Consider the following 12,452-nt stretch of genomic DNA (forward strand, 5'->3'; position numbering starts at 1 on the left):
TATAAACTTCAACAAAACAATTTACATCTTATTCTTTAAACTATTTATCCTGATATATATTTACCGTAAGGCAATCTATTTATAGAATAGATAATCAAAGTAGAAAGCAATAGACAAACTATAGTTGTAATGGGAATTGCAAATACAGGGTGTATAAAATCATAATCTATTCCCAGATCATATATAAACCGTAAGATTAAAACATGAACGAGATAAATCCCATAGCTGTATTTACTAATCAGATTACTGATTTTGATTACTATTGGATTAGAAATTTCGATGTTCTTAAAAAACAGAAAAATCCCGACCGAAAACATCAAAACATTTATAGTATTATAGTTATAAAAATACTCGTCAAAATTATTATTACGCAACGATAAATAATAGGTGCCAAATATCGTAATGATAGCGCCAAAGAACATTAAAAGAACAGCTATTATCTTAAGTATTCTTTTGCTACAAGCGAAAGATTTTGTCGATAAATAATACCCTAAAACTACATACCCAATAAATCCTGAAAAATAGGTTAGATCAATATTAATTCTGAATTCAGAAAAAATTGGCTTATTAATAACCAGAGTAAATATCCAGATGGATATAAAGTATAACATTTCTTTTTCGGTAGCATTCTGAGCCCATTTACTCAAGATTGGAATAAAAAGATATATTCCGATAATCATATAGATATACCATAAATGGAATGAACTACCATCTCTTAAAGATTCGAATACCCATCTAATGATTTCAAAAAAAGACATTACTTCGCCTGCAGAAATTTTCTTGTTTAGCGAGAAAATCACGTAAATAAAACTCCAAAATAAGAAGGGTAAAACTATCCGAGAAAATCTTTTTTTCAAGAAATCATTTAGTTCATACGTTCTGCTCAACATTAATACTCCTGTAAGCATCACAAATACCGGCACACAAAAACGTACTAAACTATCATAAACATTTCCTGTCCACCAAACAAAATCAGGGATACAGCCATACTGATATAAAACATCTGCCGCAACATGCAAAAAAATAACACTAATTGTTGCTACAACCCTCAAATAGGTTGTCCAAATCATTTTATTACCGTCTTGGCTTCCACTCATAGATTATTATTTATTAATTATAATTATGAAAGTAGAGAATCTAAATGATTAAAAATAAAATCCAAAAGATCCTTTTACTGCAAATTTATTAGCATCGGGTGTATTTAAATAACTTCCTCTCCAAGAGAAATCTATACGGAATACTTTGAAGATATTCCCAATTCCAGCGCTATACTCCCAATATACCTTTTCGGGTGCATTGTATTCTAATCCCGAAGCATTAATGGCTCTATTAGCATCTGTGATGGTTCCATAAACTGCTTTTGCTCCAATAATCTCCCTCCAGTTAAGTTTACGCATAAATGGGATTCTTGCAAAAAGTCGTCCTCCAAAATTATGATCCCATTGTAGAGTCGTGTATTGATCGGTAACAAACTCATAGAAGTTTAAGTTACTAAATGTATTCTCGATTGTAAAATAAGTCTGATTTCCTGGAATCACACTCATTAATCCTAGCGGTATTGTTCCGAATGTTTTTCCTGTTTCTAAGATAAGATTTGTACGTCCTAGAGGTCCTATAATTATAGGTTGTTTATAATACAATTGAACTTTCTCGTATTTAAAATCACTATCCAGTACTCCTTTAAATCCATGACTATAATTAATAAAGAATCTACTGAATGGACTATCCACATTATTTCTTTCGACACCAAAACCAATTGTTTTACGATTTGGTGTGTATTCTATCTGAATATTTGCCTCCGATTGTTTTACTCCATTTGCAACAACTCCTGCTGGATTTGTTACTGAAGGCAGAGTTGTGTAATAATCTAAACTAAATATATTCGAAGCAGATTCTAATGTACGATATGATACCCCTAACTGAAATGTCAAATTCTTGATTGGCTCTATTTCGGCAGCAACGTTGGTTAAATTAATATTGGTTAATTTCCCGTTGTTTCCAGTTGTAAACAAAGCCGATGAGGCAAAGCTTCGCCCTAAAACATCATTAGTAGTAGTTAAACTAGCTCCAATTTGTTCAACATCACGCCTATTTCCACCAGAGATAATAAGTCGATTCTTTTTATCGACCATCCATTTTCCTGACACTCCATATTTAAATTTATTATCATCAAAACCATATGCTGTATACGCTTGTATACGCCATGGATCATTTGGTCCAAAATATGTTCTCCCTCCTACTCGTACACGAACTCCTTCGACCTCATTGTATCCAAATGTTGAGAATATAGGTCCATAATCGAATTTCGGAAATTCTATATAACCACTTCCTAATATTGAAACTAAATTATACAGTTGTTTAAATCGCTTGACAGTTTGTAATGTATCAAGCATTTTATAAACCCCTTGTTCGTCTTTGGTCAATTTTTCGAAACGGTTTTCTTCCCAATATTCATCAGGCCTATTATATACTTCGTTATCTATATAATTAACTTCTTCTTTATAAAAAGCTGCTGGTTTTGGTATATTAAACTTATGATCTCTATAGGATGTTGTTCTTTTTCCATAAACTCCTTTAGAACTTTCTTTTTTGTTTAAAGCAAAATCCGACATCATATAATCTCTTGTAAGAAGAAAAATCGAATCACTTACAACGTCAAATTCTTGTTCAATATAAATATCTTTTACCCAGTTAATATTGGCGCTTTTTGTAACTGCCATATTAATTTTCTTGATAGCAAATGTGGTATCGTTTACCCAAAAATCTCCTTTAAAAGTCAATTCGTTTTTACGTCTTGGATAAAACACGATATTATAGCACCATTTATTATCTACAAATGTACTGTCTTTTAAAACATAGTTATACACATCTATTCCTGTTGTAGACAACGGGCTTGTAAAACTTTTATCAAAAAATGTAAGGTGATTATTGTATATATTATAATCTGAATACAGGTCTTTTACAAAAGATAATATTTGCTGATTATTATTAAATCCAGAAGTTTTACTCCCTTTTATTATCTCTTTTATTTTCTTTATATTATTATCTCCATATACATCATACAAAGATTCATTTATAAAAATTGGTAAATATGTTTTCCCTGTAATTTTAGAAGTATCTACTTGTTTAAAGATGAACTCCATTCCTTTAAAAATCTTGTTCTTCATGAAGGCACTATCGATGGTATTCATATCGAATTCCACTTTTTCGTACTTCTCCATTTGGTATTGCTTAAACTGATACAATCCATTTTTACGTTTTCTTTCCCAGATTTTTCTAAGAATGTCCAACGCTGGATTATTTTTTTTTGAAGTTTTACCAGTATAAATCACTACTTCATTTAAACTTTCGGCTTCGTTCAGAACAACTTTAAAATTGTAATTAACTGCCTTTTCTAATGTAATTTCTTTTTCAGAAAAACCTGCCGAAGCAATGATGATGGTAGTATAGGTATTTGGCGATTCTAAATAAAAACGCCCATCCTCGTTAGAAACGATTCCGATGTTGGTTCCTTTAAAAACTACATTTGCAAAAGGAATCGGCTGGTTGGATTTATCTAAGACGATTCCACTCACTTTTGTTTGTGCAAAAATGCTATTTACAAATGCAAATAAGAAAAACAGACTGAGTACAATAATTCTTTTCATAATCCTCCCCAAAAAAAAACTTCATCAATTAAGAAAATGATGAAGTTTTATTAGCATTGATAATTTTCTTACTTTTTATACATTACCTTCTTTACTGCTTTAACTACATCACCAGCATTTGGCAACCAGTCCTTAAGCAATACTGGAGAGTAAGGTGCAGGTGTATCTGCAGTTGTAATACGTTGTATTGGCGCATCAAGAAAATCGAAAGCTTGTTCTTGTACGATATATGTAATCTCTGAAGATATACTTGCAAATGGCCAAGCCTCTTCAAGAATTACCAAACGATTTGTTTTCTTAACAGAAGCTAAGATAGCATCTTTGTCCATTGGACGAACTGTTCTTAAATCGATAATTTCGCAAGAAATTCCTTCTTTAGCCAATTCATCTGCTGCTATAAATGCTTCTTTAATAATTTTTCCAAAAGATACAATTGTAACATCTGTTCCTTCACGCTTCACATCAGCAACTCCTAGAGGAATTGTATATTCTCCGTCTGGAACTTCACCTTTATCGCCATACATTTGCTCAGACTCCATAAAAATTACTGGGTCATTATCACGAATAGCTGATTTTAAAAGACCTTTTGCATCATAAGGTGTAGATGGTACTACTACTTTAAGTCCTGGTGTATTTGCAAACCAGTTTTCTAAAGCTTGAGAGTGTGTTGCTCCTAATTGTCCTGCCGAAGCAGTTGGTCCACGAAAAACGATAGGCACATTAAATTGTCCTCCTGTCATCTGACGCATTTTAGCAGCATTATTTATAATTTGATCAATACCAACTAAACAGAAGTTGAAAGTCATATACTCTACAATTGGACGACAACCATTCATTGCAGATCCAACTGCAATTCCTGTAAAACCAAGTTCTGCAATTGGAGTATCAATTACTCTTTTTTCACCAAACTCAGCAAGCATACCTTTTGATGCTTTGTATGCACCATTATATTCTGCAACTTCTTCGCCCATTAAATATATGGATTCATCGTGACGCATTTCTTCGCTCATAGCTTCACAAATGGCCTCTCTAAATTGTATTGTTCTCATATTTTTTATTGTTGTTGTAATTTTCTGAAAAGCAAAAATAATTATTTTAAATTACTTAAGAGCATAAATTTAGTTTAAAAAACAAGAAGTCTCGTATCTATTCCTATTTCGCTAGCCTATTAACTTTTATCCTTTGAAACTGGTAGCTCACGAAATCGATGTATTAGGCTTCAAAATAGTTATACAGCTCTTGTTTAAATTTTATTTTGTTAGAAATACCAGTTTACAGAAATAAAATACATCAAAAAAAAGCCTAATAATTCCACTTTTTATCAATTCTTAATTCTCCCTAAGACACAAAATATTGCCTAAAAACCACTTTCACAGCTATAAAAGGTAAGATTATTCAAAATTCAAGCGCCATTTTACGAAATCGTAATAGTTTTCAAAATTATTATGCGTGCATAGTAAATTATTCAGATTATATTTCTAAATTTGTGGAAACGTATTTAGAAATATTAAAATATATACTTATGAAAATATTAGTTTGCATCAGTCATGTACCTGATACTACTTCAAAAATTAACTTTACCAATGGTGATTCAGAATTTGATACTAATGGCGTACAATATGTAATTAATCCTAACGACGAATTTGGCTTAACACGTGCAATTTGGTTTCAGGAACAACAAGGTGCTACAGTTACTGTAGTAAATGTTGGAGGTCCTGATACTGAACCAACTTTACGTAAAGCTTTAGCAATAGGTGCAAACGAAGCAATACGTGTAAATGCTAATCCAACTGATGGCTTTTTCGTAGCAAAACAATTGGCAGAAATTATTAAAAATGGTGGCTATGATTTAGTTATCGCAGGAAAAGAATCATTAGATTATAATGGCGGAATGGTTCCTGGTATGATTTCTGGAATCTTAGGATACAACTTTTTAAACTCATGTACTAACATAACTGTTGATGGTACTAATGTAAAAGCTGTTCGCGAAATTGACGGTGGAAAAGAAACAGTAAATACTACTTTACCATTAATTATTGGTGGTCAAAAAGGATTGGTTGAAGAAAAAGATTTACGTATCCCAAACATGAGAGGAATCATGACTGCAAGAACAAAGGCTTTGGCAATTGTAGAACCAGTTGATGCTCCTGTAAACACTAAAGCTGTGAAATTTGAAAAACCAGCTCCGAAATCTGCAGTGAAATTAGTTTCACCAGACAATTTAGATGAGTTAATCAATTTATTACACAACGAAGCGAAAGTAATCTAGTAATCAGTTTTCAGTGACAGTTTTCAGTCTAAGAACTTGAAACCTCAAACTCTAAACTTCAAAACAAAAAACTATGTCAATATTAATATATGCAGAATCTGCAGAAGGAAAATTTAAAAAGGTAGCTTTTGAATTGGCTTCATACGCTAAAAAAATTGCCGAATCATTAGGAACAACTGTTACAGCATTAACAATAAATACAAGCGACGTAAGCGAATTATCGAAATACGGAGTTGATAAAGTTCTTAAAGTAACTAACGATAAATTAGCAGGTTTTACTGCTAAAGCTTATGCTGATGTTATCAAACAAGCAGCTCAAAAAGAAGGCACAAAAGTAGTTTTGTTATCTTCTAGTACAGACAGTATTTATCTTTCATCTTTGGTTGCAGTTGCTCTAGAAGCTGGATTTGCATCAAATGTTGTAGGATTACCTGTAAGCACTTCTCCTTTTCAGGTAAAAAGAAATGCTTTTTCTAACAAAGCTTTCAATATTACAGAAATTGCTACTGATGTAAAAGTACTAGCTCTTGCTAAAAACTCTTACGGAATTTACGAGAGTGCTGGTGCAGCAACCGCAGAAGATTTTAACCCAACAATTGGAGACAATGACTTTGGAGTAAAAGTAGAATCTGTAGAAAAAGTAACAGGAAAAGTATCTATTGCAGATGCTGATATCGTAGTTTCAGGAGGTCGTGGATTAAAAGGGCCAGAAAACTGGGGATTAGTAGAAGATTTAGCTGCGGTACTTGGCGCTGCAACTGCATGTTCTAAACCAGTTTCAGATTTAGGATGGAGACCTCATAGTGAACACGTAGGACAAACAGGAAAGCCAGTTGCAACAAATTTATACATTGCAATAGGAATTTCTGGTGCTATACAACACATTGCAGGTATCAACTCATCTAAAGTAAAATTAGTAATCAATAATGACCCTGAAGCTCCTTTCTTTAAAGTAGCAGATTATGGTGTTGTTGGTGATGCTTTTGAAATTGTTCCTAAATTAATTGAAAAATTAAAAGCTTTTAAAGCACAACATTCATAGATTTAAAAATTCTATACTAAAATAATGCTACCTAAAAATAAGATAATCGTATCTTTGCTTTAGGTAGCTTTTTTGTTCCATATTTTTTGATTAAAATTGCACTTTTATTTTTTACACAAATTCTAATTAAAACGAGGTAGTAATACCTTATACGTCTGCATCTTATGAGCTTAGTTAAATTATCAATAAAAGGAATTTCATACAGTCAAACTCAAAATGGCGCTTATGCTTTGATTTTGAATGAAGTTGATGGCGAACGAAAGTTACCAATTGTAATTGGGGCTTTTGAAGCACAATCAATTGCTATTGCTTTGGAAAAAGAGATAAAACCACCTCGCCCATTAACACATGATTTATTCAAAAACTTTGCAGAACGATTTGATATTGTTGTGAAGCAGGTTATTATTCACAAATTGGTCGATGGAGTATTCTACTCGAGCTTAATTTGCGAAAGAGATAAAATTGAAGAAATAATAGACGCAAGAACATCTGATGCAATAGCATTGGCATTGCGTTTTAATGCTCCAATATTTACTTATAAAAACATTTTGGATAAGGCTGGTATTTATTTAAAGTCAAATTCTATGGAAAGTGATAAAGATTCTCAAGAAATTGACGATGTCCTTTCTAACCCAGAAACATTTGGCCGCGAAGAAGAATCTAATCAATCTGGCGAAACCTATTCCAAACACACAACTCAAGAACTTAACGAATTACTAGAACAGGCTGTACTTCAAGAAGATTATGAAAAAGCAGCTAAAATTCGTGATGAAATTTCAAAAAGAGAATCATAAAGCTTTGAGCAACAAACTTTAGGCAATAAGCTTAAAGCCCACAGCATAAGACATAAAGCCAAATCAAAAATGAAACAATATTTAGACTTAGTACAACATGTTCTTGAGAATGGTTGTCAAAAAGGAGATAGAACCGGAACCGGAACAAAAAGTGTTTTTGGATACCAAATGCGTTTTGATTTAAGCGAAGGATTCCCAATGGTTACCACAAAAAAATTACACTTAAAATCCATCATATACGAATTACTTTGGTTTCTAAAAGGAGATACAAATATTAAGTACCTTCAAGAAAACGGAGTTAAAATTTGGGATGCCTGGGCAGATAGCAATGGCGATTTAGGTCCTGTTTATGGACATCAATGGCGTAATTGGAATAGTGAAGAAATAGATCAGATTTCAGAATTAATTACTGAGCTAAAAACCAATCCAAATAGTCGCCGAATGTTAGTTTCTGCTTGGAATCCATCGGTACTGCCTGATACAAAAAAATCATTCGAAGAAAATGTAGCCAATAATAAAGCTGCGCTACCTCCTTGTCATGCTTTTTTCCAATTTTATGTATCTAGCCCTGACCTTGAAAAAGGTGAAACAAAAGGAAAATTATCTTGTCAATTATACCAACGAAGTGCTGATATATTCTTAGGAGTTCCATTTAATATTGCATCATATGCCCTATTAACTATGATGATTGCACAAGTTTGTGACCTCGAAGCAGGAGAATTCATCCACACTTTTGGAGATGCACATATCTACAACAATCATTTTGAACAACTAGAATTACAATTAAAACGTGAACCAAAACCATTACCTAAAATGGTTTTAAATCCCGATATAAAAAACATTTTCGACTTTGATTACAACGACTTCACTCTTTTGGATTACGAACCTCATGCAGGAATCAAAGGAAGTGTTGCAGTATAAAACACATAAATCCGCTTTTACAAGCGGATTTTTTTTCTTTAAAAATAAACACAAATCTCAGATTTAAAGAATGAAGCTCTTTTCATAATAAATATTCAACTCTCAAAACTGTCCTATTTCAAAATAAATTTTATCTTTATAATCTAATATTTATCTCATGGAAAAGGAATTACACGAGCAGTATGAATACGCAAGAAGAAGGATAAGACAAAAAAAAACATTATATTTTCATTTTGTTTTATTCCTTTTAGGAAGTTTATTTTTATTTGTTGCTGATAGATTTTTAAACATCTCATACGGACAAAACTGGTACATCTGGATAATTACAGTCTGGTTTTTTATTTTTATTTTACATTTTATAAAAGTATACATCACCGATCGTTTTATGAATAAAAACTGGGAAAGAGAACAAATAGATCGACTTGTTGCATTACAGCAAAAAAGAATCACTCAATTGGACTCAAGCATAAATGACAATACCGAAAACAAACTTTAGTTCGAAACAAAATGATTATAATGATTGCGGCTGTCGCCGAAAACAATGCGCTTGGAAAAAACAATGAAATGATTTGGCATTTATCAAATGATTTTAAAAGATTTAAAGCGCTTACCACTGGACATCATATTATAATGGGCCGAAAAACTTTTGAAAGCTTCCCTAAACCTTTACCAAACAGGACTCACATTGTAATAACACGTCAAGAAAACTACCAACCAGAAGGATGCATTGTTGTAAAAAGTATAGAAGAAGCAATTGCTAAATGTCCTAAAGATGAGGATTCATTTATTATTGGAGGTGGAGAAATATATAACTTAGGAATGCCTTTTGCAGATATTTTAGAAATCACTAGAGTACATCATAGCTTTGAAGCGGATGCTTTTTTTCCAGAAATCAACAAAAAAGAATGGCAATTAGCAGAAGTAGAACCTAACAAAAGAGACGAGAAACATCTTTACGATTACACTTACGAAACATACATCAGATTATAATACAAAAAAAAGACCCTCAAATATTGAGGGTCTTTTTTTTGGCAAACCAATGATTAGAGAAATGACCTACTCTAGAAAGAGTATTTGATAACATAAAATAAAAATTACAAATATTAAAAATACACCAGAAAAGAATATTATAATATTTGAGATTTTTTGAGAGTACATCTCAAAAAAGCCTTTAATACCAAATACCACGAAGGTACTAAAGACAAAGAAAATTAAAATTTCCAAAAACAAATTTAATCCTAAGAACGTATTTTGCGCTTTAAAAAGAATACTGCTCTCAAAAACAGTACTTTCAAAACAACTTACTAGAACAAACGAGATGATAAGCGCAAGTAGCACCCATTTGATTTGGGTCATTAATTCTCTATTAATCATTGAAAAAATATAATCATTTTTACAAAGTAAATTTCTATAATAAATAACTTCCCCACAATACCCACTTTTAGTGATTTTTGCAAATCATTAAAAGTGGGTATAACAGCTAATAAAACCAAAAATAATTTCATCTCGTAATTAAAGAAACGGAATAACAGTTAATACATATTGTATTATATTTGTACAAATTAAAAAAATGTCAGAGAAAATAACCCCTTATAAAAATTCGTCCTTAGGAAAGAAAGAACAAGTTGAACAAATGTTCGATACAATATCTGGAAATTACGATAACTTAAATCGTGTAATTTCATTTGGTATTGATATTAAATGGCGTAAAAAAGTCCTAAAAATAGTTTCAGACAAGAAACCAAAGATAATTCTAGACATTGCAACAGGTACTGGTGACTTGGCTATTTTAATGGCTCAAACAAATGCCGAAAAAATTATTGGTTTAGACATTTCTTCTGGAATGCTTGAAGTCGGAAAAAAGAAAATTGCAGCAAAAAACCTGAGCCAAACTATCGAAATGGTTTTAGGAGATTCTGAAAACATGCCTTTTGAGGACAATCATTTTGATGCAATTACTGTAGCATTTGGTGTTAGAAACTTCGAAACTCTGGAAAAAGGTTTATCTGAAATTTTAAGAGTTTTAAAACCAAATGGAGTTTTTGTAATTCTTGAAACTTCGGTTCCAGACAAAACACCTTATAAACAAGGTTACGGATTCTACACTAAAAATATACTTCCACTAATAGGAAAAATGTTTTCAAAAGATGATGCCGCTTATGGATATCTATCTGAATCTGCAGCAAATTTCCCTTATGGTGAAAAACTAAACAATATTTTGCGAAAAATCGGGTTTATAGATGTGAAAGCCATGCCACAAACATTTGGTGTAGCAACTATTTATTCAGCTTCTAAAAAATAGTATGAAAAAAACTGTAATCTTAATTTTATTTATCTTTACGACAAAGGGATATACTCAATTTACTAAAAGTATGTTTAGTAAAGATCCTATTATCAATTTAGAAACTTGGCAAAAACAACGCCTTTATTTCGGATATTACTTAGGTTTCAATAGCTATGGTTTTAAGATAGACTATAAAACTGTTGGTCCTGACATTCAGATAAAAAAAACAACTGGGTTTAACGTTGGGGTTGTAGCCGATTTAAGATTACAGGAATACATTAACCTTCGTTTTGAACCAGGACTATATTACACCAAAAGAGACTTATATTATCCTAATCCCGAACTTACTTCGAAAACCGATTATTTAAGAGAGGTAAATAGTACTTACATCAATTTCCCTTTACTCTTAAAATTCTCCGCGTTAAGAACAGGAAACGTACGCCCTTATCTAGTTGGAGGAATGTCTACCACATTAAACTTATCTAGCAACGCAAAATCTATAGATGACAACTTAGAACAACGTTTTAGGGTAAAAGCCTGGACGATGAATTATGAATTAGGTTTTGGTATTGATTTTTTCTCAGAATATTTCATTTTCTCTCCTTCTATTAGAGGGTCATTTGGTATCAACGATGAATTAATTCGTGATAAAGATCCAAACAGCCCTTGGACAGGTAATATAGAATCTATGAAATCAAGAGCAATTTTAATTAACTTTACTTTTCATTAATATACAGAACTAACTATTGCGCTTAAATTCACTAAGTATAATTGCGGTTGCAGTAGCCACATTTAAGCTTTCGGTTTTTTGAAGATCTCCAAATCTAGGAATAGTAAGTCTGTTTTGGATGACTTTTTCGATTTCATCAGAAATACCATTGGCTTCATTGCCCATTATAATAATCCCTTCTTGTGGTAAAACAGTTTGGTAAATATTGGAACCATCCATAAAAGTACCAAAAACAGGAAGTGACGTTTGAGTAAGAAAGCTTTTTAAATCAATATAATTTACATTAACCCTAGCAATTGACCCCATAGTCGCCTGAACTACTTTTGGATTATAAATATCTACTGATTCTTTAGAACAAAGCAATTGCTTAATTCCGAACCAATCACAAAGTCGTAAAATAGTTCCTAAATTCCCAGGGTCACGAATATCGTCAAGAGCAAGGATTAAACCAGATTCTATTATTTTTTTATCAGCAGGTATTTTAAAAACTGCTAAACAGGAATTCGGAGTTGATAACGCACTTATTTTTTTTAATTCTTGTGCATTAATTAACGTTTTCTTAGAGACTAAAACGGTCTCAAAATCGTTTTGAGTAGTATATAGGTGCTCTAATTCAAAATTGGATTGTAACAATTCTTGAATTACTTTTACTCCTTCGGCAAAAAACAAACCATTAACAAAACGTTGTTTTTTTTGAAGTAAACCTGATATAAGCTTTATTTGGTTTTTACTAACCATAAAATAATGTACTTTTGAATTAAATAT

At 31.9% G+C, this 12,452-nt stretch carries 12 protein-coding genes; 8 read left to right on the forward strand and 4 right to left on the reverse strand.

Annotated features, from left to right (window positions below; genetic code table 11):
* Nucleotides 1-44: 44 nt before the first annotated feature.
* The 3 genes from OIU80_RS04245 to OIU80_RS04255 all read right to left on the reverse strand — a co-directional run bounded on the left by OIU80_RS04245 (nucleotide 45) and on the right by OIU80_RS04255 (nucleotide 4,696).
* Complete coding sequence (locus OIU80_RS04245; protein ID WP_264285802.1) at nucleotides 45-1,097, reverse strand: acyltransferase; 1,053 nt, start codon at nucleotides 1,095-1,097, stop codon at nucleotides 45-47.
* A 48-nt stretch (nucleotides 1,098-1,145) separates the two neighbouring features.
* Nucleotides 1,146-3,647, reverse strand: coding sequence for a DUF5686 and carboxypeptidase-like regulatory domain-containing protein (locus OIU80_RS04250; protein ID WP_264285803.1), 2,502 nt, complete (start codon nucleotides 3,645-3,647; stop codon nucleotides 1,146-1,148).
* 68 nt (nucleotides 3,648-3,715) lie between these two features.
* Nucleotides 3,716-4,696: a pyruvate dehydrogenase complex E1 component subunit beta gene (locus tag OIU80_RS04255; protein WP_264285804.1), complete on the reverse strand. Its 981-nt coding sequence runs from the start codon at nucleotides 4,694-4,696 to the stop codon at nucleotides 3,716-3,718.
* 473 nt (nucleotides 4,697-5,169) lie between these two features.
* Here OIU80_RS04255 and OIU80_RS04260 point away from each other — a divergent pair, with 473 nt between their 5' ends.
* The 8 genes from OIU80_RS04260 to porT all read left to right on the forward strand — a co-directional run bounded on the left by OIU80_RS04260 (nucleotide 5,170) and on the right by porT (nucleotide 11,687).
* Nucleotides 5,170-5,916, forward strand: coding sequence for an electron transfer flavoprotein subunit beta/FixA family protein (locus OIU80_RS04260; protein ID WP_264285805.1), 747 nt, complete (start codon nucleotides 5,170-5,172; stop codon nucleotides 5,914-5,916).
* Nucleotides 5,917-5,989: 73 nt separating this feature from the next.
* Nucleotides 5,990-6,958, forward strand: a complete 969-nt coding sequence (locus tag OIU80_RS04265; protein WP_264285806.1) for an electron transfer flavoprotein subunit alpha/FixB family protein — start codon at nucleotides 5,990-5,992, stop codon at nucleotides 6,956-6,958.
* Nucleotides 6,959-7,122: 164 nt separating this feature from the next.
* Nucleotides 7,123-7,752 carry a bifunctional nuclease family protein gene (locus tag OIU80_RS04270; RefSeq protein WP_039112487.1) on the forward strand — a complete coding sequence of 210 codons (630 nt, stop codon included), beginning with the start codon at nucleotides 7,123-7,125 and terminating at the stop codon, nucleotides 7,750-7,752.
* Between the two features lie 69 nt (nucleotides 7,753-7,821).
* Nucleotides 7,822-8,673: a thymidylate synthase gene (locus OIU80_RS04275; protein ID WP_264285807.1), complete on the forward strand. Its 852-nt coding sequence runs from the start codon at nucleotides 7,822-7,824 to the stop codon at nucleotides 8,671-8,673.
* 157 nt (nucleotides 8,674-8,830) lie between these two features.
* Entirely contained in the window at nucleotides 8,831-9,169 is a 339-nt protein-coding gene (locus OIU80_RS04280) for a 2TM domain-containing protein (protein WP_264285808.1), read from the forward strand.
* A gap of 11 nt (nucleotides 9,170-9,180) precedes the next feature.
* Nucleotides 9,181-9,663: a dihydrofolate reductase gene (locus tag OIU80_RS04285; RefSeq protein ID WP_264285809.1), complete on the forward strand. Its 483-nt coding sequence runs from the start codon at nucleotides 9,181-9,183 to the stop codon at nucleotides 9,661-9,663.
* A gap of 580 nt (nucleotides 9,664-10,243) precedes the next feature.
* Nucleotides 10,244-10,975 (forward strand): bifunctional demethylmenaquinone methyltransferase/2-methoxy-6-polyprenyl-1,4-benzoquinol methylase UbiE, encoded by a 732-nt coding sequence (gene ubiE / locus OIU80_RS04290; protein ID WP_264285810.1) that lies wholly within the window; start codon nucleotides 10,244-10,246, stop codon nucleotides 10,973-10,975.
* Between the two features lies 1 nt (nucleotide 10,976).
* Nucleotides 10,977-11,687 (forward strand): type IX secretion/gliding motility protein PorT/SprT, encoded by a 711-nt coding sequence (porT, locus tag OIU80_RS04295; protein ID WP_264285811.1) that lies wholly within the window; start codon nucleotides 10,977-10,979, stop codon nucleotides 11,685-11,687.
* Between the two features lie 9 nt (nucleotides 11,688-11,696).
* Here porT and OIU80_RS04300 read toward each other — a convergent pair whose 3' ends face one another.
* A complete protein-coding gene (locus tag OIU80_RS04300; RefSeq protein WP_264285812.1) occupies nucleotides 11,697-12,425 on the reverse strand; it encodes an RNA methyltransferase in 729 nt (242 codons plus the stop codon).
* Between the last annotated feature and the right edge of the window lie 27 nt (nucleotides 12,426-12,452).

It is taken from the genome of Flavobacterium frigoritolerans, assembly GCF_025847275.1.
Lineage (GTDB): Bacteria > Bacteroidota > Bacteroidia > Flavobacteriales > Flavobacteriaceae > Flavobacterium > Flavobacterium frigoritolerans.

Bases quoted from the DNA above. Each gene is read 5' to 3' on its own strand.
- OIU80_RS04245 (WP_264285802.1), bottom strand. From the start codon at position 1,097: ATGAGTGGAAGCCAAGACGGTAATAAAATGATTTGGACAACCTATTTG.
- OIU80_RS04250 (WP_264285803.1), bottom strand. From the start codon at position 3,647: ATGAAAAGAATTATTGTACTCAGTCTGTTTTTCTTATTTGCATTTGTA.
- OIU80_RS04255 (WP_264285804.1), bottom strand. From the start codon at position 4,696: ATGAGAACAATACAATTTAGAGAGGCCATTTGTGAAGCTATGAGCGAA.
- OIU80_RS04260 (WP_264285805.1), top strand. From the start codon at position 5,170: ATGAAAATATTAGTTTGCATCAGTCATGTACCTGATACTACTTCAAAA.
- OIU80_RS04265 (WP_264285806.1), top strand. From the start codon at position 5,990: ATGTCAATATTAATATATGCAGAATCTGCAGAAGGAAAATTTAAAAAG.
- OIU80_RS04270 (WP_039112487.1), top strand. From the start codon at position 7,123: ATGAGCTTAGTTAAATTATCAATAAAAGGAATTTCATACAGTCAAACT.
- OIU80_RS04275 (WP_264285807.1), top strand. From the start codon at position 7,822: ATGAAACAATATTTAGACTTAGTACAACATGTTCTTGAGAATGGTTGT.
- OIU80_RS04280 (WP_264285808.1), top strand. From the start codon at position 8,831: ATGGAAAAGGAATTACACGAGCAGTATGAATACGCAAGAAGAAGGATA.
- OIU80_RS04285 (WP_264285809.1), top strand. From the start codon at position 9,181: ATGATTATAATGATTGCGGCTGTCGCCGAAAACAATGCGCTTGGAAAA.
- ubiE (WP_264285810.1), top strand. From the start codon at position 10,244: ATGTCAGAGAAAATAACCCCTTATAAAAATTCGTCCTTAGGAAAGAAA.
- porT (WP_264285811.1), top strand. From the start codon at position 10,977: ATGAAAAAAACTGTAATCTTAATTTTATTTATCTTTACGACAAAGGGA.
- OIU80_RS04300 (WP_264285812.1), bottom strand. From the start codon at position 12,425: ATGGTTAGTAAAAACCAAATAAAGCTTATATCAGGTTTACTTCAAAAA.